The 26553-nt window shown below is 73.8% G+C and carries 21 protein-coding genes; 4 read left to right on the top strand and 17 right to left on the bottom strand.

The features are described from left to right. Nucleotides 1-58: 58 nt before the first annotated feature. Nucleotides 59-412, top strand: coding sequence for a VOC family protein (locus OG689_RS20395; protein WP_266322295.1), 354 nt, complete (start codon nt 59-61; stop codon nt 410-412). 40 nt (nt 413-452) lie between these two features. On the opposite strand, the gene OG689_RS20400 is transcribed toward OG689_RS20395, so the two are convergent. Continuing rightward, on the bottom strand, nt 453-668 hold the full coding sequence (locus OG689_RS20400) for a hypothetical protein (protein ID WP_266322297.1): 216 nt from the start codon (nt 666-668) through the stop codon (nt 453-455). 124 nt (nt 669-792) lie between these two features. Further along, on the bottom strand, nt 793-1188 hold the full coding sequence (locus tag OG689_RS20405; RefSeq protein ID WP_266322298.1) for a hypothetical protein: 396 nt from the start codon (nt 1186-1188) through the stop codon (nt 793-795). A gap of 125 nt (nt 1189-1313) precedes the next feature. Between OG689_RS20405 and OG689_RS20410 the strand changes: the two genes are divergently transcribed. Both OG689_RS20410 and OG689_RS20415 read left to right on the top strand, forming a co-directional pair. Further along, nucleotides 1314-2354, top strand: a complete 1041-nt coding sequence (locus tag OG689_RS20410) for a Scr1 family TA system antitoxin-like transcriptional regulator (RefSeq protein ID WP_266322299.1) — start codon at nt 1314-1316, stop codon at nt 2352-2354. A 62-nt stretch (nt 2355-2416) separates the two neighbouring features. Beyond that, on the top strand, nt 2417-2896 hold the full coding sequence (locus OG689_RS20415) for a GNAT family N-acetyltransferase (protein ID WP_266322300.1): 480 nt from the start codon (nt 2417-2419) through the stop codon (nt 2894-2896). A 19-nt stretch (nt 2897-2915) separates the two neighbouring features. Here OG689_RS20415 and OG689_RS20420 read toward each other — a convergent pair whose 3' ends face one another. Beyond that, the gene (locus tag OG689_RS20420; protein ID WP_266322301.1) at nt 2916-4559 is read right to left on the bottom strand and encodes an LCP family protein; all 1644 of its coding nucleotides are present in this window, start codon (nt 4557-4559) and stop codon (nt 2916-2918) included. 546 nt (nt 4560-5105) lie between these two features. After that, nucleotides 5106-5303, bottom strand: coding sequence for a hypothetical protein (locus tag OG689_RS20425; RefSeq protein ID WP_266322302.1), 198 nt, complete (start codon nt 5301-5303; stop codon nt 5106-5108). A 376-nt stretch (nt 5304-5679) separates the two neighbouring features. Here OG689_RS20425 and OG689_RS20430 point away from each other — a divergent pair, with 376 nt between their 5' ends. Next, nucleotides 5680-6534, top strand: a complete 855-nt coding sequence (locus OG689_RS20430) for an HAD family hydrolase (protein WP_266322303.1) — start codon at nt 5680-5682, stop codon at nt 6532-6534. Between the two features lie 42 nt (nt 6535-6576). Here OG689_RS20430 and OG689_RS20435 read toward each other — a convergent pair whose 3' ends face one another. The 13 genes from OG689_RS20435 to cydD all read right to left on the bottom strand — a co-directional run bounded on the left by OG689_RS20435 (nt 6577) and on the right by cydD (nt 26491). Continuing rightward, nucleotides 6577-7962, bottom strand: coding sequence for a cytochrome P450 (locus OG689_RS20435; RefSeq protein WP_266322304.1), 1386 nt, complete (start codon nt 7960-7962; stop codon nt 6577-6579). Between the two features lie 194 nt (nt 7963-8156). Beyond that, complete coding sequence (locus tag OG689_RS20440) at nt 8157-9068, bottom strand: phosphate ABC transporter ATP-binding protein (protein WP_266322306.1); 912 nt, start codon at nt 9066-9068, stop codon at nt 8157-8159. Between the two features lie 35 nt (nt 9069-9103). Beyond that, nucleotides 9104-10054: a class E sortase gene (locus OG689_RS20445; RefSeq protein ID WP_266322307.1), complete on the bottom strand. Its 951-nt coding sequence runs from the start codon at nt 10052-10054 to the stop codon at nt 9104-9106. A gap of 133 nt (nt 10055-10187) precedes the next feature. After that, nucleotides 10188-11993, bottom strand: a complete 1806-nt coding sequence (locus OG689_RS20450; protein WP_266322309.1) for a phosphate ABC transporter substrate-binding protein PstS — start codon at nt 11991-11993, stop codon at nt 10188-10190. A gap of 38 nt (nt 11994-12031) precedes the next feature. Further along, nucleotides 12032-13309, bottom strand: a complete 1278-nt coding sequence (gene pstA, locus OG689_RS20455) for a phosphate ABC transporter permease PstA (RefSeq protein ID WP_266322310.1) — start codon at nt 13307-13309, stop codon at nt 12032-12034. A gap of 79 nt (nt 13310-13388) precedes the next feature. After that, nucleotides 13389-14402: a phosphate ABC transporter permease subunit PstC gene (gene pstC, locus OG689_RS20460; protein ID WP_266322312.1), complete on the bottom strand. Its 1014-nt coding sequence runs from the start codon at nt 14400-14402 to the stop codon at nt 13389-13391. Nucleotides 14403-14599: 197 nt separating this feature from the next. Continuing rightward, nucleotides 14600-17209, bottom strand: coding sequence for a hypothetical protein (locus tag OG689_RS20465; protein ID WP_266322313.1), 2610 nt, complete (start codon nt 17207-17209; stop codon nt 14600-14602). A gap of 263 nt (nt 17210-17472) precedes the next feature. Beyond that, entirely contained in the window at nt 17473-18075 is a 603-nt protein-coding gene (locus OG689_RS20470) for a hypothetical protein (protein WP_266322314.1), read from the bottom strand. Between the two features lie 311 nt (nt 18076-18386). Continuing rightward, complete coding sequence (locus OG689_RS20475; RefSeq protein ID WP_266322316.1) at nt 18387-19433, bottom strand: substrate-binding domain-containing protein; 1047 nt, start codon at nt 19431-19433, stop codon at nt 18387-18389. A 278-nt stretch (nt 19434-19711) separates the two neighbouring features. After that, nucleotides 19712-20116 (bottom strand): hypothetical protein, encoded by a 405-nt coding sequence (locus tag OG689_RS20480; protein WP_266322318.1) that lies wholly within the window; start codon nt 20114-20116, stop codon nt 19712-19714. Next, on the bottom strand, nt 20106-20411 hold the full coding sequence (locus OG689_RS20485) for a hypothetical protein (RefSeq protein ID WP_266322320.1): 306 nt from the start codon (nt 20409-20411) through the stop codon (nt 20106-20108). The genes OG689_RS20480 and OG689_RS20485 overlap by 11 nt, the downstream gene beginning before the upstream one ends. 292 nt (nt 20412-20703) lie before the next feature. Beyond that, nucleotides 20704-22356, bottom strand: a complete 1653-nt coding sequence (locus tag OG689_RS20490; protein WP_266327297.1) for a GAF domain-containing protein — start codon at nt 22354-22356, stop codon at nt 20704-20706. A gap of 364 nt (nt 22357-22720) precedes the next feature. Continuing rightward, nucleotides 22721-26491, bottom strand: a complete 3771-nt coding sequence (gene cydD / locus OG689_RS20495) for a thiol reductant ABC exporter subunit CydD (RefSeq protein WP_266322322.1) — start codon at nt 26489-26491, stop codon at nt 22721-22723. Nucleotides 26492-26553: the final 62 nt, after the last annotated feature.

Consider the following 26553-nt stretch of genomic DNA (forward strand, 5'->3'; position numbering starts at 1 on the left):
CCCCCGCGACCGGGCCGGGGTACCGGGCGGACGCCCGCCGCCCTGGCAGGATGGCGACATGGAACGTGTGCTTGGAATCGGCGGATACTTCCTGCGGGCCGAGGACCCGGCGGCCCTGGGCGCCTGGTACCGCGACTGCCTCGGCCTGGACGCGGACGAGCACGGCCTCTGGAACCCGGAGGCCGGGCCGACGGTGTTCGCGACCTTCGAGTCCGGGACGGAGTACTTCGGTTCCCGCACCCAGCAGACGATGCTCAACTTCCGGGTCCGCGACCTCGACGCGATGCTCGCGCAGCTGCGCGCCAAGGGGGCGGACGTGGCCGAGGAGACCCAGGACATGGCGGGCGTCGGCCGGTTCGGCTGGGTCACCGACCCGGGCGGCAACCGGATCGAGCTCTGGCAGGCAGCCTGACCGTGCCCAGCACCCACCACCGGCCTGTGGACGGGACGGCTCAGCCGTCGATCTCGCACCACAGGCCGGTCCGGCTGGAGTGCCCCCGGCGGGCGGTCACGCCGAGCACCGGCATCACCGCGCCCTGGATCAACGGATCGGGCGGGGACGCCAGGGTGAGGCGGTATCCGGACGGGACGACCGACAGGCGCACGTCGTGCCCGGTGGCGGCCCCGAGCAGGCTGGCGATCCGGTAGGCCCAGTCCAGGCCCCGCACTTGGCGCTCTCGCGGCCGGCCCTCTCGCAGCTGGCCCGGGAGAACCGGGCCGGCCGCCTCCGACGGCCGGGCGACGGGCCCGGCCGTCATCTCGGGGGCCACCGCGCCCCACCCCCGGCGCCGGTCATGTCGCCTCCGGGACACCCGGCTCGGGGTGGGAGTCCAGGGACCGCACGGTGATCCTGGGGATCGGCGGCCGGTCCAGCCAGTGCGGATCGGCCTCCCACTCCACCCCGCCGCTCTCGGGTCGCAGATACACCGCCCGTCCCATCCGGCCCATGAAGACACCCGTCCGACCGCTCAGCACGTCCACCACCAACTCCCCTCTCCTGGAGGGCTGGTAAGGATTGGACGGCGGCACCCCGTGCACCCCGGGAGCGACCACCGGGTACGGGCTCTCCAGTTTGAGATGCGCCTCGGGCAGCCCCCCGCAGTTGGCCGGACACCGGCAGAACGGCATGCTGCGGTCGCTGATCACCGCCGGGACGGCGTCGTGGTGGCCGGACTGAGGAATCGTCATGATCACGTCTCCGTAGGTGCGTGGGCGCTCGCGCGCTCTTCACTCTTTGTACTCCTATGGTCACTGTGGGCGGCTACGATCGGAACGGTTTTGAGTGGACAGTCAGATCTGTTGATTTGGGGCCCATGAACATCAGGAAGCTCGACCCGTCGTCCTCCCCGCTGGCCGCCTTCGGTACCCAACTACGACGATCCCGGCAGGCCGCGGGGATGACGGAGGCCGAACTCGGCACCTGTGTCGGCTACACCGGCTCGTACGTGTCGTACGTCGAGCGGGCCGAGCGGATGCCGCCGGTGCGCTTCGCGAGGGACGCGGACGCGGCCCTGGAGACCGGCGGCACACTGGAACTGATGTGGTGGCACCTCGGAAACGACGCCCTCATCGAGGGGTTCCCGGAGTTCGCCGATCGTGAAGCCGCGGCTGTGGAACTACGTCTGTTCGAAATGGGCGTGATTCCCGGGCTTCTCCAAACGGACTCGTACATGACCGCCCTTGTCCAAGCGGCCGTAAAGCGCGGGAACATCGACCAAGCTCAGGCAGATGAGCGACGAGCCTTCCGCCTGGCCCGGCAGCGCCTGCTCGATCGGGTGCCGGCACCGCTGGTCCATGCGGTGCTGGACGAAAGCTGTCTACGCCGGACGGTCGGCGGGCCCGCCGTCATGGCCCAGCAGCTTCATCATCTTGAATGCCTGGCCAGGCGTCCCGACGTCGTGCTGCAGGTGGCACCGTTCGACCTGGGCGAAAGCGTCCCGTTCACCATGCCCGTAACTCTTCTGACACTGACCGATCGGAGAGTGCTCGGATACACAGAAACTCTGCAAAGAGGCTACCTGGAGGGCGCAATGGATAGCGTGACCGAATGGGCAACGGACTACGATCGGCTGCAGGTCACAGCCTGTTCGCAGGCCGAGTCCCTGGGCATGATCCGCTCTCGCCGGAAGGAACTTCTGAACATGAGCCACCGCATCGACCTCACTGGTGCTCTCTGGAGCAAGAGCTCGTACAGCAATGGCGGCGGCCAGTGCATCGAGGTAGCCCCAGGCTTCACCGGCCTCATGCCCGTCCGTGACTCCAAGGACCCAGAGGGTCCCGCACTCGTCTTCTCCGCCGATGCCTTCGCGGCCTTCGTCGCGGGCGTCAAGGCCGGGGAGTTCGGCACGGTCTGACGCGGTTCGGTCCGGGCCGCGTCACCACGGGTGCGGGGCACCGGCTCTGCCAGACTGGCCGGATGATCGTCAGAGTCGCCCGCAGCATGGACCTGGCCGGATTCCTGGGTCTGGCCGGGCAGGTGGAGCAGTGGTTCGGGCCGATGGTGGACGATCCCGGGTTCCGGCGGGCCGTCGAGGACCACATCGGGCGGGGTGCGGCACTGGTGGTGGACGCCCCGGTCGACGCCCCGGCGGGTGACCGGCTGCTGGGCGGGCTGCTGTTCGGGTCGGAGCCGCCGCTGCACCATGTGCACTGGCTGGTCGTCTCCGAGGAGGCGCGCGGGCTGGGGGTCGGGCGGGCGCTGATGGCGGAGGCCCTGAGCCGGTTCGCGGCCGGCGGCGGGACGGTCGAGGTGGTGACCTTCGGCGCCGATCACCCGGGCGCCGTGGCCGGCGGGGCCCGGGTGTTCTACGAGAGCCTCGGCTTCACGCCAGGGGAGCCGGCCCCGGCGGGGCCGGAGGGCGGCTCGCGGCAGGTCTACCGGCGAGCCGTCGGCTGACGGTCCGCCGGATCGCGGCTCAGCCGCCCGTCCCGTACGTGGTGTTGGCGCAGATGTCGTCGTCGGCGGAGCGGGCGTCGGCGGTGTCGGCGGGTGCCAGGGTGGGCGGCGGGGCGGGGGTGCCCGGGGTTCCGGCGGCCGCACCGCCGCCGTTGGCGTCCGCGTAGTCCTTGCCGAGCACCAGGCTGATGCCGGCGGCGCTGCTCGGGGTGAGGGTGGCGCCGGGGAAGAGCGCGGCCACCTTCTCGGCGGTGGCCTTCTGGCCGGTGCCGTACTCGACCAGGGTGGTGGCGTGGTTGGTGGAGGGGGCGCCGGTCGCCTTGGTGACGGTGAACTTGGCCGCCTTGAGCGTCTCGCTCGCCTTGCCGGCCATGCCGTTGGCGGTGGTGCCGTTGTAGACGGCGACCTTGATGCCGGTGCCGTTGGTGTCGGGGGCGGCGGACGGCGCGGCCCCGGTACTCACCGGCGCGGCCGGTGCCGCCGGGCCGGCGGCGGGCGCCTCGGCCTGGCCGGTGGCGTCCTGGCCGTCGATGGTGCGGTCCGCCTTGAGGGTGGCCCAGAGGTTGTCGACGTTCGGGTGCACCAGGTCGATGTTCTCGCCGTGGTACTGCCAGCGGGGGGTCAGGAACTTCAGGTCGTGCATGTCGATGTTCTTCATCGACAGGCCGAAGCCGAGCAGCTTGTCCACGCTGTCGAGGCCGGGGTCGACGGTCATCGACTTGGTGGCGGCGTTGGCGAGCGGCAGCAGGGTGGTGGGGCTCAGGCCCTGCTTCTTCACCTTGGAGATCAGCGAGCCCATGAAGGCCTGCTGGCGTTTCATCCGGCCGATGTCGGAGCCGTCGCCGATGCCGTGCCGCAGCCGGACGTAGTCCAGCGCCAGCTGGCCGTCGACCTTCTGCTTGCCCATCGGCAGGACGACCTTGCCCTTCTTGCCGAGGTTGGGGTTGATGTCCCCCTCGTAGATGGCCTCGGGCAGGCAGACGTCGACGCCGTCGACGGCCTTGGTCATGGTGGAGAAGCCCTGGAAGTCGACCACGATGGTGTGGTCGACCCGGATGCCGGTCAGCTTCTCGACGGTGTTCTGGGCGCAGGCCGGGTTGCCCTCGGTGGTGCCGCCCAGGGCGAAGGCCTCGTTGAACAGGGCGCCGGTCTTCTCCTTGGTCCACTTGCCGCTGGGCAGCTTGCAGGAGGGCAGGGTGACCAGGGCGTTGCGCGGTATCGATATCCCCACGGCGTGCTTGTGGTCGGCGTAGACGTGCAACAGGATCGTGGTGTCCGAGCGGGCGCCCTCGGAGTCGCCGCCGCCGAGGTCGCTGTTGCTGCCGCTGCGACTGTCGGAGCCGAGCAGCAGGACGTTGACGGGCTTGTTGCCGTTGGCGTCGGCCTGCGCCTCGGGCGGGCGGTCGGTGGAGATGGCGTCCGGGTCGAAGCTCTTGATGTTGCCGTTGAACAGCAGGTAGAGCGCGCCGCCGCCGGCGACCAGCAGCACCATGGCGCTGGCGGCCGTCCAGGCGACGAACTTCTTCCGGTTCCGCTGCGGCTTGCGGCCACGGCCGGCGGCGGCGGAGCCCCGGTCGTCACCCGGCGTAGGCGTGCCTCGGCCGCCGCGCCCCTGCGCGGCCTTGCGGGCCTCCGCGCGGCCGCCCGGTCTGGGGGCGGGCACGCCTGTCTCGGGCCGGGTCGCGTCGCCCGTGCGCACGGCACGGCCCGGCGTGGCGTCGGACTGCTCACCGCCGCCCCCGTACGGGCCTTCGTTCCACTGCCCCGACACAAGCGCACCCTTCACCGACGGAAACCGGTACGGACCTGAGCACCGTATCCATACAGACGCTCGAAAGATGGTCGGATGTTACACACAGGAAGGTTACCGAACGTCAACAGTCGCCCTGCGGAAGGGTGCTCACCCTACGCCGGGGGCGGCGAGAGCCCAGTGGCCGGGGGGCAGAAGCGGGTTGTCACGGATCGTCCGGCAGTCCCCGCAGAGGCCGTCGGGCGCGGGACCGGATGTGATCAGCGGCCGGTCACAGCCCTGGCACTCGGGGTGCTCGGCCAGGGCGGGCGACCGGGGCGGGCCCGGCCGGGGCTCGGGCGGGAGCTTGTCCTTGAGCCGGTACGTCAGCAGGGCGGCGGGGTTGCGCAGCGTGGCGGGCAGGCCCTGGGTGGCGGCCGCGACGATCTGGCCGTCGGTGGCGCCCCGGGCGAGCCACTCCTAGATCAGCGGGGCCAGCGCGGCCCGGTCGCGGGCGCCGAGGGAGATCCGGTGGTCGGCGGTGGTGAGGCCGTGCAGGACGACCGTCGCAGCGGCACTGACGGGCCCGGGCGGGGCGGCGGGGGCGCCGGTGACGGCGGTGCCAAAACCTGGGCGACCGGCGCCGGCGGGGGCGCGGGCCGGGGGATCGTCCGGCACCGGGGCGGCACGGGCTCGGGCAGCAGCGGCTCGGGCAAGGGCTCCGACAGCACCGGCTCCCGCAGCTCCGGCTCGGGCCCGGCGGGCACATCGGGCTTCGCGCCGAGCCCGCCGCCCGGGAGGGAGGTAAGTCTGTAAGTCCAGCCTGTTGCCGCGCCCCGGGGTGTTGTGAGCACCGCCGGGGCATCAGTCACATCGGCTGTATGTGGTCGATCAATCACGGACGGTAGCCCTGTCGCGCGGGCGCCGGTGACCGTCTTCACCCGTGGGAGTGGCCCCCGACCGAAGTCCTCCGGGCGGCGACCGACCGGGCCCGGAAACGGCCGGGGACGACCGGATCGGTGACCTCTCCCGACGGGTGAGCGAAGATGGATCGGTGACCACCACCCCGGGCCGGCCGAAGCCCCGCACCCGCCTGATCGCCACCGACCTGGACGGCACCCTGCTCTGCGCCGGCGGCACCGTCTCCGCGCGCACCTCTGCCGCCCTGGCCGCCGCCGAGGCGGCCGGGATCCAGGTGGTCTTCGTCACCGGGCGCCCGCCGCGCTGGATGCAGCAGGTCAGCCCGCACGTCGGCGGCCACGGCGTGGCGATCTGCTCCAACGGCGGCGCGATCGTCGACGTCCGGCGCGGTGAGCTGCTGGAGACCTTCCCGCTGACCGCCGAGAACGCGCTCGAGGTGATCACGGTGCTGCGCGCCAAGCTGCCCGGCACCGCCTTCGCCTTCGAGTACCCGGGCGGCTTCGCCCGCGAGCCCGGCTACGAGGTGCGGATGTGGGGCTCCGACGAGAGCCACCCGGTCGGCCCGGCCGAGGAGCTGCTCGGCCCGGGCGGCGAGGTCCGCGACCTGTTCAAGCTGCTTGCCAAGCATCCCGACCTCGACCCGGACAAGCTGCTGAGCGAGGCCCGCAAGGCCGCCGGGCACCTCGCCGAGATCACCCGGTCCAGCCCGATCCCGCTGCTGGAGATCAGCGCGCCGGGCGTCACCAAGGCCAGCACGCTGGCCCACTGGTGCGCCGGGCACGGCATCGACAGCAGCGAGGTGGTGGCCTTCGGCGACATGCCGAACGACCTGGAGATGCTGGCCTGGGCCGGCCGCGCGTACGCCGTCGCCAACGCCCACCCCGAGGTGCTCGCCGCCGTCGCCACGCACACCGTGAGCAACGAGCAGGACGGCGTGGCGACGGTGCTGGAGACCCTGCTGGGCAGCACCGAGGGCGCGTCGGCCTGATCCGCCGGCCCCGCCCCCGGGCTCAGCCCACCGCCGCCCGGCTCAGCCCACCGCCCCCGGGCCCGCCGGCTCCGGGCTCGCCGGCTCCAGGCCCGCCGGCTCCAGACGCACCGGGAGCCGCCGCAGCCGCCAGCCCTCGGGCAGCGGGAGGCGCTCCAGCTGATCGGGCGCCACCGCGAGGGACAGCTTCGGGTGGCGCCGCAGCAGCGCGGCCAGCGCCACCTCCGCCTCCTGCCGCGCCAGCCCGGCGCCCAGGCAGGAGTGGATGCCGTGGCCGAAGCCGAGCTGCTGATCGCCCGGGCCGACCGGCTCGCGGGTCAGGTCGAGCCGCTCCGGGTGGGGGTGGCGGCGGGGGTCGAAGTTCGCAGCCACCAGGACGAGCTGCACCGCCTCGCCGCGCCGGATCCGGGTGTCCCGGAAGGTCAGGTCCTCGGTGGCCCACCGCAGCCCGGTCAGGTGCACCGGGCCGCACCAGCGCACCAGCTCCTCGACGGCGCGCGGCCACAGCGCCGGATCGGCGTCGAGCCGGGCCCGCTCCCCGGGGTGGGTGAGCAGCGCCACCGCGCCGTTGCCGATCAGGTCCGCGGTGGGCGCGTGACCGGCCGTGACCAGCGCCAGCACCAGGCCGGCCACCTCCTCGTCGGTGATCCGCCCCCCGCCCGCCCCACCCGTGGCCTCGTCGGGGCGCAGCAGGGCGCCGACCAGGTCGTCGGCGGGCTCGGCCCTGCGCCGGGCGGCGAGCTCCCCGAGGCGGTCGGCCAGGGCCGCGGTGGCGGCGCCGGCGCGTCCGGCGGCCTGCTCGGCGCTCCAGTCGCGCCACAGCCCGCGGTCCGCCTCGGGCAGCCCCACCAGCTCGCCGAGCACGGCGATGGACAGCGGGTACGCGTAGTGCTCGACCAGGTCGACCACGCCGCCGACGGCGCACCCGGGCAGGGCGTCCAGCAGGTGCTCGGCGATCCGCTCCACCCGGGGGCGCAGGGCCTGCAGCCGGCGGGCGGAGAAGGCCCGCGCGGCCGGCCGGCGCAGCCTGGTGTGGGCCGGCGGGTCGATGTCCGGCAGCGATCCGGGCAGCTGCGGGCGGCCGGGCTCCGCCGGGCCCCGCTCCGGCACCCCGGCGTACTCGGTACTCTCCGCCGCCCAACCGGGCACCGAGGTCGGGCAGTTGACGAACCGCTGGTCGCGCAGCAGCTCCCGGACGTCGTCGTGCCGGGTGACCAGCCAGACCGGCGAGCCGTCCGGCCGGCGGCCCCGGACGATCGGGCCCTGCTCGCGCAGCCGCCCGTACCCGCCGAACGGGTCCGCGAGCAGCTCCGGATCCATCAGGTCCGGCTCGCCGGGATGCTTGCCCGCATGCTCACCGAGCCCGGCCGGGGCCGCCTCCCTGGCGGGGGGTACGGCGGTGGTGGCGGCAGTGGCGGGGGTGGGCATCGTCCGGTCCTCTCATCGGCGAACTGGTCCTACCGGCCCAACGACACCTGTTCGGGCCGGTAACGGCGCGCCCCGGCGGGCGGGCGGCCCCGCCCGCACGGTTCCCCCCTTCGGCCCAGTGGTCACACCGGACCCGGCAGTCACAGCGGGCCGCCCGCCCGCCCGCGCCGTGGCACCGGCGACCTTCGCCCGGCCTACCCGAAGCGGCCGTTGACGTAGTCGGCGGTGCGCTGGTCGCGCGGGCTGCCGAAGAGCTGCTCGGTCGGGCCCGCCTCGACGATCCGGCCGGGGGTGTCGTGGGTGGCCAGGAAGAACGCGCAGGACTGCGAGACCCGCTGCGCCTGCTGCATGTTGTGGGTGACGATCACGATGGTGAGCCGGCCGCGCAGCTCCGCGATGGTCTCCTCGACCCGGCGGGTGGAGGTCGGGTCCAGCGCCGAACAGGGCTCGTCCATCAGCAGGATGTCCGGCGAGACCGCCAACGAGCGGGCGATGCACAGGCGTTGCTGCTGGCCGCCGGAGAGCGAACCGCCCGGCGTGTGCAGCCGGGTGGCCACCTCGTCCCAGAGCCCGGCCCGGCGCAGGCTGGACTCCACCAGGTGCGCGCGCTCCTCCTTGCCGACCTTGATGCCGGCCAGCTTCAACCCGCTCGCCACGTTGTCCTGGATCGACATCGCCGGGAAGGGATTGGGACGCTGGAACACCATGCCGATCCGCCGCCGCACCTCCGCCGGCCGGCGGCCCGGCCGGTAGACGTCGTCGCCGTCCAGCAGCACCTCGCCGGCCAGCGCCGCGCCGCGGACCATCTCGTGCATCCGGTTGAGGATCCGCAGATAGGTCGACTTGCCGCAGCCGGACGGGCCGATCAGCGCCGTCACCTCACCGGCTGCCATGCCGAGCGAGACCCGCTCCAGCACCTTGTGGGAGCCGAACCAGGCCGACACCTCCCGGGTTTCGAGGCCGGCCAGGCCCTCGGGGGGCGCGTCGGCGAAGGCCCCGGCGGGGACGGGCGGCAGCGTCAGGGTGGTCTCGGCGGCGCCGGGCGGCACCGGGTCGGCGGGCCGGGCCGTCGGCAGGTCGGCGGTCAGGTTCGGGGCTTCGGTCATCGGTGCGGTCCTCCGGAGCGCGCGGCAGGCGCGCGTCAGTAGAGATTGGGCAGCAGGGCGGCGGCGTTCTCGTACACGCTCCAGAGCAGCGCGCCGAGCACCGGCGCGAGGCTCAGACAGGCGGCCGAACGGCGCCACCAGCGGGCCGCGGCGGTGGCGGCCAGCACCGCGCCCAGCAGTCCGAGCGTCCAGAGCTGCAGGGCGGCGAGCGCGCCCTTGTCGGCGGCGAGGGCCTTGTCGTACGCGATGGTGACGGGCCGGCCGCCCGGGTTCGGCTGGGCCTCGTCGTCGAGCCGGGCGCCGATCAGCACCGTCCCGGACGGGATCCAGCCGGAGTCGCCGGTGACCAGCACCAGCCGGTTCCGCGCCGGATCGGTGATCGGCTGATCGGCGTCCCCGTAGACGTTCACGGTGTACGTGAACCTGCCCTGCCCGGTGGTGGCGGTGACCTTGTCGCCGACCCGCAGCTCGGACAGCCGGGCGAACGGCGCGCCGAAGCTCGCCCCGCGCCCGAACAGCACGCTCACGCCCTGCTGACCGGGCAGCGCGGTGTCCCGCCGGTGGCCCGGACCGCGCATCAGGTCCCGGCCGGTGGTGCCCTCCACCACCACGGCCTGGTGCAGGCCGATGGCGGGGATGTCGATCAGCGCCACGGGCGCGCCGTCGGCGGCGGCGCCGGTCGGGGCGACGGCCTTGGCGAGCTGGTCCCGGAAGGTCTTGTAGGAGGTCGACTGGGAGTGCCCTTCCTGCAGGTGGGAGAGGGTGAAGAGATAGCCGACGAAGCCGGTCAGCAGGGCGGCCGCCAGGCTCGCCGCCCAGGCCGCCTGCAGGAACCGCCGCCGGCCGGTGGACCGGCCGGCCGCCGGGGCCGGGGCCGCCGGGGCCGGCGCGGGCGCCTTGGACAGGCCCACCGGCGGCGCCGCCGCCCCGGGCCCGGCGGGGGCCGGGACGGTGACGGACGCCGGGTCGATCGTGGGTGCGCTCACCGTCTCCTCCTCTGCGTGGTTCCGGCGGATCGCCGGGTCGTTCCGGCCGGCCGCCGGGTCGTTCCCGCGGGCCGCCGGGTCGTTCCGGCGGATCGCCGCGCCGGCCCGGCGGGCGTGCCGGTGCGGCGGGCCGTCATGCCGGGCCGCCCGGGGTCTGCCGGCGCCGCCGGAGCAGATAGCCGCCCAGCAGCGGCGGCACCGCGACCACCGCCAGCAGCTCCAGCGCCGTGAGGGTGGTCAGCAGCCAGTCCTCGGGCCGCCCGTCGACCGCGACCACGGTGGCCGGGATCTCACCGGCCGAACCACCGCGGCCGGCGGCGACCACCTGGCCGGTTTGCGGGTCCACCACCTGTTCGGCGGCCTCACCGGTCGCGTTCGGATCGGCCGCGCCGCCCCCGGCACCGGCCGCGGCGTCACCGCCCCCGGTACCGCCGGCCGTACCGCCGGCACCCGTACCGGCGCCACCACCGGCCCCCGCGCCGCCGCCGGTACCGCCGGCCGTCCCGGCCGCCTTGGCCCCGGGGCCGGTCGAGGTACCGCCGGCGGAGCCCGTCGCGCCGCCGCCGCCCTTGGCCACCGCCTGGCCGCCCTGGACGGTGCAGTCGATCGGGGTGCCGGCCTTGTCGCAGGGGCTCGGCTGCGGCGCGTTGGTGAGGACGGTGAGCTGCCCGGCCGAGTTGAAGGTCGGGTTGGCGCAGTTGCTCAGCGAGTTCGGGTCCACCGGGCTGGCGTTCCCGGGGATGTGCTGGACCTGCAGCATCCCGCCCTTCACCAGGCCGCGCGGGATCGGCGAGTACCCGAGACCGTCCGCCTCGCCCTGGCCCTCGCAGAGCACGTACGCGATGAACCGGCTCAGCGCGCTGCCCTTGTCGTTGTTGAAGCGCGGCGGCACCGGCAGGCTGGCCCCCGCGCGGGGCACGATCAGGTAGCTGTAGCTGGAGATCGGGTACGAGCGCGGGTCGTTCATGGTGTAGACGCCGTCGAGGTTCTGCTGCAGGAAGTTCGGGTCGTCCGGCGGGGTGTTGTCGTCGACGCCGCGGATCTTGGCGGCGGTCAGCGCGATCGCCACGTTGGAGGCGGTCGGCAGCGAGTAGTACCCGGCCGCGTTGAGCACCTTCACCACCGGCCAGTTGCTGCGCTTGGCGAAGGCGTACTCGTCGTAGCCGATGGTGCCGAGCCCGGCCTGCGACTTGATGTACCCGGCCACCACGTCCGAGCCGTTCTGCGCGACCATCCGGCCCGACGGGGGGAAGAACTCGGTGTAGTCACCGCAGCTGTAGCCGTTGATCCGGGTGCAGTACGCCTCCCACTGGTCCTTGTGGGTGTGCGACATCCAGCGGGTGAACTGGGCGGTGGCGCCCGAGCCGTCGGAGCGGACGATCGGGGTGATCGGCAGCTTGGGCAGCGCCCGGCCGTAGTCCGCGGTGATCCGGGGGTCGTCCCAGGAGGTGATCTTGTTGGTGAAGATGTCCACCACCGTCTGCGGGGACAACCGCAGGTCACGCACCTGCTTGCCGGCCACCACCAGGTTGTACATGAACGTGGTGCCGCCGGCCGTGATCGGCACGTACGAGTAGCCGTACACCTGCGGTTCGCTGTTGCCGGCGCCGTTGCTGTGCGCGGACGAGCCCAGACCGGTGTCCGCCTGGGTGCGGAACGGCACGTCCGAGGCGGTGAAGTCGTCCTGGCCGATGGTCCATTGGGTCCGGCCGGCGGCCGAGCCGACCGCGTTGAAGTTGATCTGGATGCCCTGCGGCGCGACGTCCTGGCGCCACTGGTCGATCGCCGGGCCCGCCCAGCTGGAGCCGTCCGCGTTGAGCGAGGTGGCGGCGTACGCGGGCGTGCTCTGCCCCAGCAGCAGGGTCAGGGCGACCAGCAGCACGGACAGCAGCAGGGCCGGCGGTCGCGGCACGGGGCGGTGTACGGCCTCCCATGACATGGGGACTCCTCCGGAGCGCGGGGTGAGGGGCAGGGACATCAGGACTCCCGGACGGGTCGGGCGGCCCGGGTGGCCGGGGCAGGACGGGCGTGCTTGGCCGGCCGGGCGGGGCGGTCGGCCCGGGTGGCCGGGGCGGACCCGGCCGGCCGGGCGGCCCGGTCGATCCGCCGGCGCTGGCGGCGGGTCAGCTGCCCCGGGGCGCGGCCTCCGACGACGCGCGCGGTGACGAACAGGACCAGCACCACGATCATCAGCGTGAGCGCGGCGGCGAAGGCCCGCGAGACCATCTCGGGGTAGGGCTGCTTCACGTAGTTCCAGATGTAGAGCGGCAGCGACACCTGGTGCTCGGCGAACGGGTTGCCGTTGAACTGCGAGGTGAACCCCGAGGTCAGCAGCACCGGCGAGGTCTCACCGACCCCGCGCGCCATCCCCAGCACCACCGCCGTCACCAGGCCGGGCCGGGCGGTCGGCAGGACGACGTTCCAGACCGTCCGCCACTGGCTGCCGCCGAGCGCGTACGAGGCCTCCCGCAGCGTGCCGGGCACCAGCCGGATGACCACCTCGGCGGCCCGGGTGACGATCGGCATCATCATCACGGTGAGCGCCAGCGAGGCCGCGAAGCCGCTCTTCTCCGCGCCCATCGTGACGATCACGATGCCGAGGATGAACAGGCCTGCGACGATCGACGGCAGCGCCGTCATCGCCTCGACCAGGGTCCGTACCGGCCGGGCCATCCGGCCGCCGACCTCGGACATGAAGACGGCCGCGGCGATCCCGAGCGGGACGGCGAACAGCGTGGCCAGGCCCAGCTGTTCGAGCGATCCGACCACCGCGTTGAGGGCGCCGCCGGAGGTGATCGGGGAGAGCGCGGCCGTCGTCTCCATCGACTCGGTGAAGAAGTTCGGATGACGGGCCGCGTGCAGGCCCTTCAGCAGCACGTAGCCGACCTGGTCGGCGATCAGCCCGACCACCAGCAGGCCCGAGCTCCAGGTCACCACCGCGACCAGCCGCTCGCGCACCAGCTGCGGCTCCCACTGGAGCCGCCCGAGCGCGAAGTAGCCCGCCAGGAAGAGCAGGTACCAGCAGAGCAGGAACCCGAGCGCACCGCTGAACGGCAGCACCCGCTCGTACAGCAGCCAGTCGAGCGCCAGCGAGCCACCGACGGCGCCGAGCAGGGTCAGCACGTCCTCGCGGGTGACCCCGCCGAGCCGCACCCGGCGTTCGGGCCCGGCGGCGGACGCGGCCCCGGCGGGCCCGGCCGGCCCGGGGGCGGCCGTGGACGGAGCCGGCGCGGGGGGAAGGTCGAGGGTGGTCATCCGGTGGTCCCTTCGATGCGGCGGGGCGGCAGTGGGGCGCGGTCGGCCGAAGCCTGCGGGGCCGGGCGGCCGGGCACGGTCAGTCCGCCGTGGTCGCGCCGGAGCGGGACCGGTTGATGACGACACCCGCCGCCAGGTTGACCAGCAGGGTGAGGGCGAACAGCACCAGGCCGGCCGCCATCAGCGCGGACAGCGACAGCGCGTCCGACTCCCCGAAACGCAGCGCGATCAGCGCCGAGATCGAGTTGGCGCCGTTCTCCAGCACATGGGTGATCGCCTTGAAGTTCGGCGAGATGATCAGCGCGACCGCGATGGTCTCGCCCATCGCCCGACCGAAGCCGAGCATCACCGCCCCGATCACGCCGCCCCGGCCGAACGGCAGCACCACCGTGCGCACCATCCCCCAGCGGGTGCTGCCCAGCGCGTACGCGCCCTCCCGCTCGCCCTGCGGCGCCTGGGAGAACACCTCCCGGCTGAGCGAGGCCACGATCGGGATGATCATCAGCGACACCACCACGCCCGCGATGAAGGTGGACGAGGTGTACGAGGTGCCGATGTCACCGGTACGCACCTTCAGGAACGGGATCGCGTCCCCCAGGTGCATCGCCGTCCAGCGGACGAAACCGATGATCCGGGGCTGCAGGAAGAACAGGCCCCACAGGCCGTAGACGATGCTGGGGATCGCCGCCATCAGGTCGACCAGCGAGATCAGCGTCGCCCGCAGCCGGACCGGGGCGTACTCGGAGATGAAGACGGCGGTGGTGAGCGCCACCGGCACCGCGATGACCAGCGCGATCACCGCGATCAGCAGGCCGTTGGGCAGCACCGCCGCGATGCCGAAGGAGTGCGCCTGGGTGCGCCACTTCTGCTCGGTCAGGAACGACCAGCCGACCGCCCGGAGCGCGTCCGAGCCGCGCAGCAGCAGGAAGAACGCGATCAGCCCCATGATCACGAAGACCGAGAGGCCGGCCGCCCGCAGCACGCCGCGGAACAGCCGGTCGGCGGGCGTCGCGGGAGCGGTGATCGTACGGGGGACGTCGGGGTCGGAGGTGGCCCGGGCGAAGGGCGCCGCGGGCTCGATGGCGGCTGTCATGGTCTGCTCTCCGGCGCGCTCGGTACGGGACTCGGTACGGAAGAAGGGTTCGGGGGCACCGCTGTGGCGGTGAGGCGGTGGCGGGTACCGGCGGCGGCCACGGGCGGCGGCCACGGGCGGACCCGTCCGGCGGGGCGGTCCGGCGGGGCCTGGACGGGGCCCCGCCGGACGTCCTCACCCGCCGGACGGACCGCCGGTCAGGGCCGGGTCCCGCGCAGCCGCGCCCAGCCCGAGCGCACGCCCGCCACGAGCCGGCCGCCGGCCGGAGTACCGCCCAGGACGAGCGCCGCCGGGCCGCCGACCAGCAGCACCAGGCCGGCGATCAGCGCCACCGGCAGCAGCAACCGGGCCGTACCGGCGCGGTCCGGAGCCGGCCGACCGGCCGCCACCGGCGCCGCGTCCAGCGCGCCGCCGCTCGCGGCGGCCGACGGTGAGGCGCCGGGCTTCGCCGCGGCCGGCGCGGTGGCGGCCGCGCCCGCCGTCGTACCCGCGCCGCCGGCCGTCCCCCCGCCGAAGGTGTCACCGCTCGTCCCGCCCGTGCCACCGCTCGAACCGGTGCCACCGGTGGTCGCGCCGGAGCCCTGGTCGCCGACGCCGCCGCCGGCCGATCCGGTCCCCCCGCCGGAGGCGGAGCCGCCGGACGAGGACCCGCCCTCGGTGCCGCCCTCGGCGGCCGGCGCCGTCTGGTTGCCCGGCAGCGCGCCGTCCTGCGTAGAGACATGGGCCACGGCCGCCTTGGCCTGGGCCGACTGGCTCGGCGTCAGCCCCAGGAAGCCCGGCGCGAGCTGCCCCGGGTTGAGGCCGTAGATCTGGCCCTCGCCCTGGTCGGTGACCCGCTTGAGGAAGGCCGAGACCGCCTTGGCCTTCGCCGCGGACAGGCCCGAGGTCGGGGTCATGGCGTACTGCACCGTGGTCAGCGGGTACGCGCCCTGGTCCTTGGTGAAGGCCGTGCCGTCCACGCCGTAGGGCAGGTGCTGGGTGCCGTTGACCGGGTCGACGGGCATGTCGGCGACGGCCGCCTGGTAGGAGTCCAGGCCCGGTGCCACGAAGGCGCCGGCCGGGTTCCGCAGCGCGGCCTCCGGCAGGGCGAAGGCCTTCGCCTGCCCGGCGTCCAGGATCGCGAACATGGTGCGCTGGCCGATGGTCTGCGCGGCGACCCTGGGGTGGTTGCCGTTCCCGTCCGCGTCGGTCCGCAGGGCCGTGCCCTGGAACTGCAGCATGTTGCGGCCGACCTGGCCGAGGCCGCCGAGCAAGGGGTTCCACTCCCACTGCTTCCAGACGGCCTTGTCCCCGGTCTCGCCGGGAATCCCGGAGAAGTCCTGCGGCTGCAGCGCCTCCACCGGGTAGCCGGCGAACTTGGGCCGCAGGTAGAAGGAGTCCACGTGCATGCCCCACGGGTCCGGCGAGCCCTGGAGGAACTGGGACGCCTCCGGGTCCGAGGCGATCCACGAGGTCAGCTGGTGGACGAGGTCCGTGGTCCCGCCGAGGACGACGGGCAGCATGTCCGGGCCCGCGAAGGTCGGCCAGGAGGCACCGCCGTTCAGCGAGACCGGGTTCAGCTGCTGGAACTCCGGGTCCACGAAGATGTTCGACGGGTTGCCCGCCACCGAGACGATGTCCGAGGCACCGAAGGTGTACGACTGGGTGAGCAGCTTGGCCAGCAGCCGGGCGTTCAGCCGCATGTTGCGGATCTCCCGGCCCGTGTTCGGGTCGTCCACCACGAAGACCACCGAGATCCCGGTGGTGGCCAGCGGCGCGTAGACGTACGGCCGCGGCGCGGCCCCCGTGTCGGCCCGGGCCGTGAGGGCGATGTCGGGGCCCGAACCGGCCAGGAAGTCCCCCCGCGCCTGCGGCTCGCCACCGGCGAAGCTGTACTGCAGGTTCAGCGGCGCGTCGCCCTTGCAGAGACCCGAACGCCACTGCTGCAGCGCCCGGTTGGCCATCTCCAGCCCGGCCGCGTCGAAGTCCGCGGCGGCGGCCTTGCAGTCGGCCGCGGTCGGCGCGAACTCCAGCGGCACGACGGCGCGGTGCGTCCAGGCGCACTGCTCGCCGGTGCGGTTGTGGGTCTTCGGGTTCTCCAGCCCGGTGAAGACCAGGTCGGTGGCGGTGTTGCTCTCGAAGTCCATGTCCAGCGAGTGGTCGGCGCAGTCCGCGGCGCCCCGGTGGCCGAAGTTGTCGAGCGGGTCGCCGCCGTAGTTGGGCTCGACCACGATCGAACAGGGGTGGGTCGCGTCGCAGCCCAGCGACGGACTCTGCGTCGACGTCCAGACCTCGATGCTGGCCGTGCCGGAGCCGTCCGGCCCGGTCACCGCGATCCGGTGGTTGGACGGGAAGTCCGGGGTGGTGGTGCCGTCCGGGCGGCTCGGCTGCTCGAAGCCGAGCGCCGGGTCGCCGCCGTACATCGTGTTGCCGTAGCAGTCGGTCGGCTTCGGGTTGTCACCCCGGCACTGGTAGATGCGCACCGGGTACATCACCTCGGCGCTGAACTCCCGGACCAGGCTCGCCGGCGTGCCGTCCCACATCACCGTCGGCGTGAAGCCGCTCCAGGAGACCTGGACCACCTCGTTGGTGAGGTTCCTGCCGTGCGAGACCGACACCTGGCCCCGGGCGCCGTACGTCCCGGAGGCCGGGTCCCAGATCTCCGGCCCCTCCACCGTGACCCCGGTGGCCGCCTGTGCCTCGGTGGCCGGCCCGAGGCCGAGCGGCAGCACCGAGAGCGTGGCGACCACGGCCAGGGCGAGCGTCAGCGCAGGCAGCCTCCTCCGCCACCACCCCTGATGTCTCGGGTCTGGCTGGCGGACTCTCATGACGGGCACCTCCGTGGAGCTGCGCACGGACGTGCGCGGGGCGATGGGACGGATCTGTGGGCGTACCGACGGTTCCGGTGCGTCACTATTCGGCCAGCCGGACATGGCCGGGTCCGGTCGACAGGGTGTACGAGGCCACAACACGTCAGCGCCGCAAGCCCGTTGTGACATACGGCCGCCGTCGTACGGGCACGCCGGGAGGCGGGCCCACGCGCGGCGGCGCGTGGACCCGCTGCTTGCTCACGGCATGGCCGAGGGGCCCTTCAGCTCGCGGGGGTGAAGGTGACGGAGAACGAACCGATGGACTGGCCGCCCTGGAAGAAGGTGGTGCCGAGCTTGCCGTCGACGTACTGGGCGCCCTGGGCGTCCACCTTGAGGTCCGAGGCCTCCAGCGACTGCGTGGTGCCGGTCCGGGTGATCTGGTTGTCACCGGCCGGGTCGAGCAGGTTGACCGGCGCGGTGCCACCCAGCGGCACACCGGTGAGCTTCCAGGTGTCGGCCTGGAAGGCCAGCTGCTTGAAGATCGCGGTCTTGCCGGTGAGCAGGTTGACGAACAGCAGGCCGCCGCCCAGGTCGATCTTGTCGTAGAAGGCCTGCAGGTCGGCGTTGCCACCGGTCGCCGGGAAGGTCGCCGAGAAGCCCGTGGCACTGTCGTAGCCGGGCTGGCCGGCGGGGAGCGGGACCACCACGACACCGGCCGCGGCCGTCTGCTGGATGAACGAGGTGCTCTCGTGGACGACGACGCTGCCGCTCGCCGGAGCGGCCGGGGCCGGGGTGGTGTCGGCGGCGGCCGCACCGGACAGACCGGTCACGGCGAGGACCGCGGTGGCGGCGGTGGCGGCGAGGCGAACGCTGGTGCGGGACATGCTGCTCTCCTTGGGATGCGCGCTGGGCGGGGTGGTGCTGGTGGTACTTCGGGAGGGCCGGGACGATCGCGGCCGCGCCCCCTGCCGCCGGGGGTCACTGACGGGACGCCACCGCGGCCGCCGGGTGCGGTGGCCGGCTCGCCGCCACCTGGCGGGGCGTACGGAGGCGGCTTCCCGGACGGTTCGGCGGGACGTACCGCGCGCTTCACCCCGGGCCACGGCCCGGAGGACTCCGCGCGGCCCGTCGGCCGGGGGCGTGACGCCCCCGGCCGACGGTGTTTGACGGTGGATCGGATGTGCGTGGTGGTCGATCAGATGTGGGTGGTGCTGCCGCAGCCGCCGATGGTCAGGAAGCCGTAGCTGGCGATGTCGGCGGCGCCGCTGGTGCAGATCCAGCCGCTGGTGCCGAAGATGTTGCGCAGGGCGGTGCCCTTGGTGGTGGCGGCGGTCCACTCGGCGTTACGGACCACGTTGTACAGGGTGCGGCCGTAGGTCGGGTTGGCGAAGGTCGGGTTGATGGTGTTGCTCGCGGTGAGCGGGGCGACACCGTTGATCGAGCGCAGGCTCAGCACACCGGCGGCGTCGGTGCCGCTGGAGTGGCCGCCGTAGACCTGGCCGACGTAGTGACCCACCGAGTAGGGGAAGATCACGTTGGCGTTGTTGAGGGCCGCGTCGGTGCCCTCGTTCTCCTCGGGGCCGGTGACGACGTTGGCGCCCAGGGTGGTGACGCCGATGGCCTTGAGGAAGAAGGAACGGGTGCCGGAGCTGGCCTGCGGCAGGTACGGCTTGATCGTGACGTTCGGGCCGGTGTAGCCCGCGATGTCGGTGATCTGGTTCCAGGTGGTGTAGGTGCCGTTGTAGATGTTCTTCAGGTCCGCCGTGGTCAGGTTGGCGGGGGCGTTGCTGCCGGTGGACTTGGCGGACCAGGTCACCGCGTCCTTGGCGAAGCCGACGAAGATGTCCGTCGTCAGGTCACCGGTCTGCGGGGCACGCGAGGAGCGCGCGAAGTCGATCGGCAGGACCGCCGGGCTGGTCTGGTTCAGCGCGGTGATGCCGGCGCCGGAGCCGTTCGGGCGGGCGAAGGCGGTGGTGCCGGCCTTGGCGGTGATGGTCGCCGAGCCCGTCGCGTCGAAGCTGTAGAGGCGCGGGGAGGTGGTGTCGCCCAGGCCCGTGAGGTAGGCGTTGTAGTCGGTCGAGAACTGGTTCAGAACGGTCTGCGTGGTGTCCGAGCCGACGCCCACGATGTCCTGGGTGGCCGGTACGACGGACGGGTCGGCCATCGCGGTGCCGCTCGCGACGGAGACGAGCGAGGTCGCGAGGGCGGCGGCGGTGAGCAGCTTGGCAGCGGTCTTGCGCATGTTCCGATTCCTCCGGTGGGAGAGACGTACATCGCTACCCGTGACCCTGATGAGGCCCGGGGCCGGAGTCCGCGGCGGCCGCTCCGGCAGACCTGATCCTGTCCGGCGGGCCTTTCCCCCGGAAGGGCCGCCCGGCCGGCGGCGGCGCCCGGCGCATCGGACGGCGCGCGGACGTCCGCGCAGGTCACAAAGGGGATGGCGGGCGGCCGGAGGACACGGCGGGCCCGTCGACGTTCTTCTCTCGGTGGCGGTTCGGGACCTTGCCGGATACCTGCGATTCACCAGGGCCACCGGTCGCCCTGTCCGGTGCGGCGCAGCTCCCGCCCGAGGGCCTGCAGGGCGGTCAGGAAGCTGTCGACACCACCCTGGCACTGGTCGCGGCGCAGGTAGCCGCGCGCGCTGCGGGCGATCGGCTCGGCCTCCTCGGCGCCCGGCCGGGTGCTGCGCGGCGGGAGGTAGGCCGTCCAGATCCAGAGCCGGGCCTCCGACTGCCCGACAGTACAGCGCAGGGCGGCCCGCTCGATGAGCAACTGTCTTATGGCGGAGGATAGTTCCGCTTCGCCACGGTAGTTCCGGGCGCCGACGGCGAGCTGTCGGCCGTTGGCCGCGCGCATCGCCCAGCCGACCCCGCGATCTGCCCCGTGCACGGTCAGCAGTCGCGGGCCGCGTGCCTCAGCGGGCATCGGTGGGTCTCAAGCGTCTGCTGTCCGAGGGGAGTTGCACCGTTTCGTCGGCGGGATCGGCCAGCTTGCCGAGCAGCACGACGAACCGGCGGAAGGCGTTCTGGCAGGTCGCGTACCGCTCGTACGGGCGGCTGGAGCGGATCTCGGGCAGGCCCCGCGAGCCGGGGACGACCCAGATCCAGCCGATGCCGTCCCGGACATGGGTGATCCGGGCGACCAGCTCCGGCGCGGCCGTCCGAAGGTTCTCGAAGCTCCGCTCGGCCTCCGCCGGCGTGTCGAAGGCGGCCGGCGACACCGCGACGAGCCGCCCGTTCGACGCCTTCAGCTGCCACCGGTACCGGCCGTCGGGCCCCCGCTCGGTCCGGAACCCACCCCTCGGCCCTGCTTTGCCTAAACCTGGTGATACGGCGCGACCGCGGGCCGACGCGTCCACTGCTCCCCCCGTCCGTTCAGCGAGACGAGGCAAAGCTATGTGTGCACACAAGCGCTCTGGAAGGGCAGCAAATGCACAACTTGCTCCGTTGGCCGGGAAGTTCTCCCTCGTTAAACTTTCACCAAGTGCACACTTCGCGTTGCCTGCGACGTCGTCAGAGCCGAGCCGTCCAACGCACCGAGGTGCCCTTGCCGTACGGCCCCGGCTCGTGCCACGCGTCCCCACCCAGCGCCTCCGCCCGGCGGGCCAGGTTGCGCAGCCCGCTGCGCCGGCCACCCTCCGGGATCCCCACCCCGTCGTCCGTCACCGACAGCAGCACCCCCGGCCGCCCGGCCCGCTCCAGCGACTCCGGATCACCCGGGACGGGACGCCCCTCGTCGTTCAGATGCACGGTGGCGTCCACGTCCACCCGCACCCGGGAGGCCCGCGCGTGCCGGGCCGTGTTGGAGAGCATCTCCCTCAGTGCCGCCAGCAGTTGACGGCCCGCCTTCTCCCCCACCAGGCTCTCCACCGGCCCGGTGAAGGCCACCGAGGGCTTGAACCCCAGAGCTGCCGCAGCCTGACTGCCCTCCCGCAGCACCCTGGTCCGCAGGGTGTCCGGCTCGTCGCCCTGGCCGTCGTGCTGCAGGGCGTAGATGGTGGTGCGGACCTCCTGGATGGTCGCGTCCAGCTCGTCCACGGCCTTGCCGATCCCGGTCTGCACCTCCGGCACCACGGCCCGCCGGGCGGCGCTCTCCAGCATCATGCCGGTCGCGAACAGCCGCTGGATCACCAGGTCGTGCAGGTCCCGGGCGATCCGGTCGCGGTCCTGGAACACCGCCAGCCGCTGCCGGTCGCGCTGCGCCTCGGCCAGCCGCAGCGCCAGCGCGGCCTGCGAGGCGAAGGTCTGCGCGAGCTGCTTCTCGGCCTCCGTGAACGGCGTCGCGCCCTTGCTCCGCCACACCCCCAGCGCGCCGAGCACCCGCCCGGCGGCCACCATCGGCACCGCCATCGACGGCCCGAAGGTCCGGGCCAGCCTGATCTCCACCGTGGGGTCGCCCGACATGTCGTCCAGGTAGACGCTCTCCCCCTCCAGCAGCCGGGCCGCGAACCCGCTCTGCGGCACCAGCTCACCGGTGACGAACTCGGCCGCCTCCCCCGAGGCGTGCGAGACCCGCAGCTGCCCGCCGCCGGTCGGCAGCAGGATCATCCCCAGCGCCGCCCCGGCCAGTTCCCGGACCTGCTCGGCCGCCACCGTCAGCGCCACCTGCGCATCGTCGGTGGAGAGCAGCGCGGTGGTCACCGCGTTCGCCCCCGCGATCCACCGCTCGCGGCGCCGCCCCTCCTCGTAGAGCCGGGAGTTCTCGATCGCCACCCCGGCCGCCGCCGCCAGCGCGTGCAGCACCTGCTCGTCCTCCGGCGTGAACGCCCCGCCGCCTGCCTTCTCGGTCAGGTAGATGTTGCCGAACACCTCGCCGCGCACCCGGATCGGCTCGCCCAGGAAGGACGTCATCGGCGGGTGGTGCCTCGGGAACCCGGCGGAGCGCGGGTCGGCGGCCAGATCGGTCAGCCGCAGGGGCTCCGGGCGGTCGATCAGCGCACCCAGGATGCCCCGTCCGGCCGGTAGCTCGCCGATCCTGGCCGCCGTCTCCTCGTCCACCCCCACGTGGATGAAGTCGGCCAGCCCGTGGCCGGTCGGCGAGATCACGCCGAGCGCGGCGTACCGGGCGTCGACCAGTTCGGCCGCCCCGATCGCGATCCGCTGGAGCGTGGCGTGCAGGTCCAGCCCCGCGCCGACCGAGACCACCGCCTCCAGCAGCCGCTGCATCCGGTCGGTGACGGCGGCGGCCGACTGCAGCCGCTCCGCCACCTCGGTGACCAGGGTGTCCAGGCCGAGCGAGGCGATCTCGGGCACCCGGTGGGGGGCCGGGTGCGGCTCGGGGGTGTGGTCGCCGGCGGGGGTGGGGGCATGCGTGGGGGTACTGGCGGGGTCGCGGTCGGGGCCGCGGTCGGATGTGCGGGCCATGGGATGAGCCTAGTTTGGGTGGATTTGGACGGCTGGACGAACGGGGGAGCGGTGCGTCGGCGGAGGGAGCGGCGCGTCGGCCGAGGGAGCGGCGCGTCGGCCGAGGGAGCGGCGCGTCGGCCGAGGGAGCGGAAGGGGGTGGGTGGTGGGGTGGGGTGGGAGCGGTTCAGTGCGCGTCGAGCAGGAGGAGGCCGTCGGCCTCGCGCTCGCGCTGCCACATCGCGTGCAGCCGGCTCTCGGGGTCGGCGGTCAGCTCGGCCCAGCCACCGCGTTCGACCACCCGGCCGTGGTCGAGGACGAGGATCTCGTCCACCGCCCCCGGGGCGGCCAGGCCGGCCAGCCGGTGGGTGATCAACAGGGTGGTGCGGCCGGCCGTGGCCGCCAGCAGGTCCGCCGTGAGGGCGTCGGCGGTCGGCAGGTCGAGGTGCTCGGCGGGCTCGTCCAGCACCAGCACGGGGAAGTCCGCGAGCAGGGCGCGGGCCAGGGCCAGGCGCTGGCGCTGGCCGCCCGAGAGCCGTCCGCCGTGCTCGCCGACCATGGTGTCCAGGCCGGCCGGCAGGGTGTCCACCCAGTCCAGCAGCCGGGCCGACGCGAGCGCCGCCCGCAGCTCCTCGTCGGTGGCGCCGGGCCGGGCCAGCCGCAGGTTCTCGCGCAGCGAGCTGTCGAAGACGTGCGCGTCCTGGGCGCACAGGCCGATCACCCGGCGGACGTCGTCCGAGGCCGTCCGATCACTGTCCACAGCCTGTGGACAGTGATCGGCCAGCATCACCGTCCCCGCCGTCCGGTCCAGGAACCGCAGCAGCGTCAGCGCCAGCGTGCTCTTGCCCGACCCGGACGGCCCCACCACCGCGATCCGGCGGCCCGCCGCCAGGGTGAGCGACACGCCCAAGAGCGCGTCCCGCTCCGCGCCCGGGTAGCGGGCGCTCATCCCCCGGACGGCGATCGGCAGCGGCTCGGCCGGCAGCGGCGCCGGGTCGGCCGGCTCGGTCACCGGCAGCGGGGACTCCAGCACGTCCGCCAGCCGGGCCCGCGCCGCCCTGCTCCGCTCCCGCGCCTGCACCGCGAGCGGCATCCCCGCCACCGCCTCGAACGCGGCCAGCGGCATCAGCACCACCACCGCCAGGCAGACGGGCGCCAGTGCCCCGCTCGCCACACCCCGCAGGCCCACCGCCGCGGCCGCCGTCACCGTCAGCCCGGTCAGCAGCGCCACCAGCCCCGCGCCGAGCGCCGTGGTCGCCGCCGACCGCGCCGCCAGCGCGGTGAGGTCGGCGTCCGCCGCGCGGACCGCCGCCAGCCGCCGCGGCAGCGCACCCGCGACGGTCAGCTCGGCGGTCCCCGTGAAGGTGTCCACCACGGTGTTCGCCAGCTCGCCCCGAGCCGGCGCCTGCCGCCGCTCCGTCCGGCCCGACAACCGGGCCGCCAGCGCCGGGACGACCCCGCCCCCCAGCAGCAGGCCCACCACCAGGACCACCCCCGCCGTCGGGAGGAACAGCCCGAGCCCGACCGCCGAAACCACCGATACGGCGGCGGCGATCGAGGCGGGCAGCCGCCAGCGCAGGTAGTGGTCCTGGACCGCGTCCACGTCCGCCACCAGCCGGGAGAGCAGGTCACCCCGGCGGAAGGCCGGCAGGCCCGCCGGGGCCAGCTGTTCGAGGCGCGCGTAGACGGCGGTGCGGAGGGTGCCCAGGGTGCGCAGGACGGCGTCGTGCGAGACCAGCCGCTCGGCGTAGCGGAAGACGCTGCGGCCGATGCCGAAGGCGCGGACGGCGGTGACGGCCATCATCAGGTAGAGGACGGGGGGCATCTCGGAGGCGTACGAGATGAGGTAGCCGGAGGTGGCCATCAGGGCTACGGCGGAGAGGAGGGCGGCGGTGCCGAGGGTGGTGGCTGCTGTGAGGCGGGGTGCGCTGCGCGCGGGGCTCGGGCGGTGGTTGCTCTCGGGTGGGTGGTTGCGGGGTCGGCTCCCGGGGTGGGTACTACGGGGGGCTGCACGATTATCGGACTGCCGACCCTCGTGTGCCGGGTTCTCGCCGTTGGCAGTCCGATAATCGCGCACCACGCCCCCCTCCGTACCCACCCCGTCCGCCGCCCCCTCGCGCAGCGCACCCTCGGTGGGGGGAAGGGGGTGGGGGGTGGTGGGGGGAAGGGGGACGGTGGTGGGGGGAAGGGGGAGGGGGGTGGTGGGGGGAAGGGGGAGGGGGGTGGTGGGGGGAAGGGGGACGGTGGTGAGGGGAAGGGGGACGGTGGTGGGGGGAAGGGTGCGAGTGCGGGTGAGGGGGGTGTTCAGGTGGGTGTGGTGGTCGGCCACGGCCAGGAGGGCGGGGCGGTGGGCGATCAGGAGGACGGTGCGGGTGGGGTCCTCGGCGAGGGTGCGGACGGCGGCGACCACGGCGGCCTCGCTCTCGCCGTCCAGGTTGGCGGTGGGCTCGTCGAGCAGGACGAGGGGGCGGTCGGTGGCGAGCAGGGCGCGGGCCAGGGCGAGGCGCTGGCGCTGGCCCGCGGAGAGGCCGGTGCCGCCTTCGCCGAGAGGGGTGTGGATGCCCTGGGGGAGGCGGGTGGTGAAGTCCAGGGCGTGGGCGGCGGCCAGGGCGGTGCGGACGGCGTCGTCGGTGGCGGCGGGGGCGGCGAGGCGGACGTTGTCGGCGATGCTGCCGGCGAAGAGGTGGGGGTGCTGGGGGACCCAGGCGATCTGGCGGCGCCAGGTGGTGGGGTCCAGGTCGGCCAGTCGGTGGGCGGTCCCGTCCGGGGTGGTCACGGTGACGGTGCCGGCGTCCGGGGTGGTGAGGCCGAGCAGGACGGAGAGCAGGGTGCTCTTGCCGGCTCCGCTGGGGCCGGTGAGGGCGGTGGTGCTGCCGGGGGTGAGGGTGAGGGCGGCGTCCTGGAGGGCCGGTGCGGTGCGGCCCGGGTGGGTGACGGTGAGGCCGGTGACGGTGAGGGTGGCGCCCGCCAGGGCCGGGGCCGGGGTGGGGCCGGTGGCCGGCAGCGGGGTCTCCAGGACCTGGAAGATCTCGTCGGCGGCCGTGAGCCCCTCCACGCTGGAGTGGTAGAGGGCGCCGACCTGCCGGATCGGGAAGTACACCTCCGGGGCGAGGATCAGGATCAGCAGGCCGGTCTCCAGGTCGAGCGTCCCGTCGACCAGCCGGAAGCCGATCGAGACGGCGACCAGCGCGACCGAGAGGGTGGAGAGCAGCTCCAGCGCGAAGGAGGAGACGAAGGCGATCCGCAGGGTGCGCAGGGTGGCCCGGCGGTACTCGGCGGTGATCCGCCCGATCGTCTCGGCCTGGGCCTTGGCCCGGTTGAAGACCTTGAGCGTCGGCAGGCCGGCCACCACGTCGAGGAAGTGGTGGGAGAGCCGGGACAGCCCCGCCCACTGACGGTCCATCCGGGACTGGGTGGCCATCCCGATCAGGGCCATGAAGAGCGGGATCAGCGGGAGGGTGCCGGCGATGATCGCGGCGGAGGTCCAGTCGGCGCCGACGATCCGCAGCAGCACCACGACGGGGACGACCACGGCCAGCGCCAGCTGCGGCAGGTAGCGGGCGAAGTAGTCGTCCAGGGCGTCGACGCCCCGGGTGGCGAGGGTGGTCAGCTCGCCGGTGCGCCGGCCGGCGAGGTACGCCGGCCCGAGCGCCGTGGCGTGGTCGACCAGCCGGCGGCGCAGGGTGGACTTCACCCTGGCCACCGAGCGGTGCGCGGTCAGTTCGGTCAGCCAGGCGACCAGCGCCCGGCCGACGGCGGTGAGAGCGAGCAGCAGCAGCGGGCCGGTCAGCTCGTCGAGCCCGGCCCGCTGCTGGAAGCCGCGGACGACGATGTCGGCGATCAGGCTCGCCTGGGCCACCACCAGGGCCGCGCCCGCCCCGCCGAGGATCACCGATCCGGCGAGGAAGGCACGGGTCGTGCGGGCGTAACCCAGCAGCCGTGGGTCGACGGGCTTCACGACGGTTCTCCTTGGCGGTGCGGCGGGAGAGGGAATGCGGCGGGAGGGGCGCGGACGGCGCT

Origin of the sequence: Kitasatospora sp. NBC_00240, from assembly GCF_026342405.1 — a bacterium.
In the GTDB taxonomy this organism is placed as follows: Bacteria; Actinomycetota; Actinomycetes; order Streptomycetales; family Streptomycetaceae; genus Kitasatospora.

Coding starts and splice junctions, on each gene's coding strand:
- OG689_RS20465 (WP_266322313.1), bottom strand. CDS start 17,209: ATGAGAGTCCGCCAGCCAGACCCGAGACATCAGGGGTGGTGGCGGAGG.
- OG689_RS20480 (WP_266322318.1), bottom strand. CDS start 20,116: ATGCCCGCTGAGGCACGCGGCCCGCGACTGCTGACCGTGCACGGGGCA.
- OG689_RS20410 (WP_266322299.1), top strand. CDS start 1,314: ATGAACATCAGGAAGCTCGACCCGTCGTCCTCCCCGCTGGCCGCCTTC.
- OG689_RS20475 (WP_266322316.1), bottom strand. CDS start 19,433: ATGCGCAAGACCGCTGCCAAGCTGCTCACCGCCGCCGCCCTCGCGACC.
- pstA (WP_266322310.1), bottom strand. CDS start 13,309: ATGACCACCCTCGACCTTCCCCCCGCGCCGGCTCCGTCCACGGCCGCC.
- OG689_RS20490 (WP_266327297.1), bottom strand. CDS start 22,356: ATGCAGCGGCTGCTGGAGGCGGTGGTCTCGGTCGGCGCGGGGCTGGAC.
- OG689_RS20395 (WP_266322295.1), top strand. CDS start 59: ATGGAACGTGTGCTTGGAATCGGCGGATACTTCCTGCGGGCCGAGGAC.
- OG689_RS20470 (WP_266322314.1), bottom strand. CDS start 18,075: ATGTCCCGCACCAGCGTTCGCCTCGCCGCCACCGCCGCCACCGCGGTC.
- pstC (WP_266322312.1), bottom strand. CDS start 14,402: ATGACAGCCGCCATCGAGCCCGCGGCGCCCTTCGCCCGGGCCACCTCC.
- OG689_RS20405 (WP_266322298.1), bottom strand. CDS start 1,188: ATGACGATTCCTCAGTCCGGCCACCACGACGCCGTCCCGGCGGTGATC.
- OG689_RS20440 (WP_266322306.1), bottom strand. CDS start 9,068: ATGACCGAAGCCCCGAACCTGACCGCCGACCTGCCGACGGCCCGGCCC.
- OG689_RS20450 (WP_266322309.1), bottom strand. CDS start 11,993: ATGTCATGGGAGGCCGTACACCGCCCCGTGCCGCGACCGCCGGCCCTG.
- OG689_RS20415 (WP_266322300.1), top strand. CDS start 2,417: ATGATCGTCAGAGTCGCCCGCAGCATGGACCTGGCCGGATTCCTGGGT.
- OG689_RS20435 (WP_266322304.1), bottom strand. CDS start 7,962: ATGCCCACCCCCGCCACTGCCGCCACCACCGCCGTACCCCCCGCCAGG.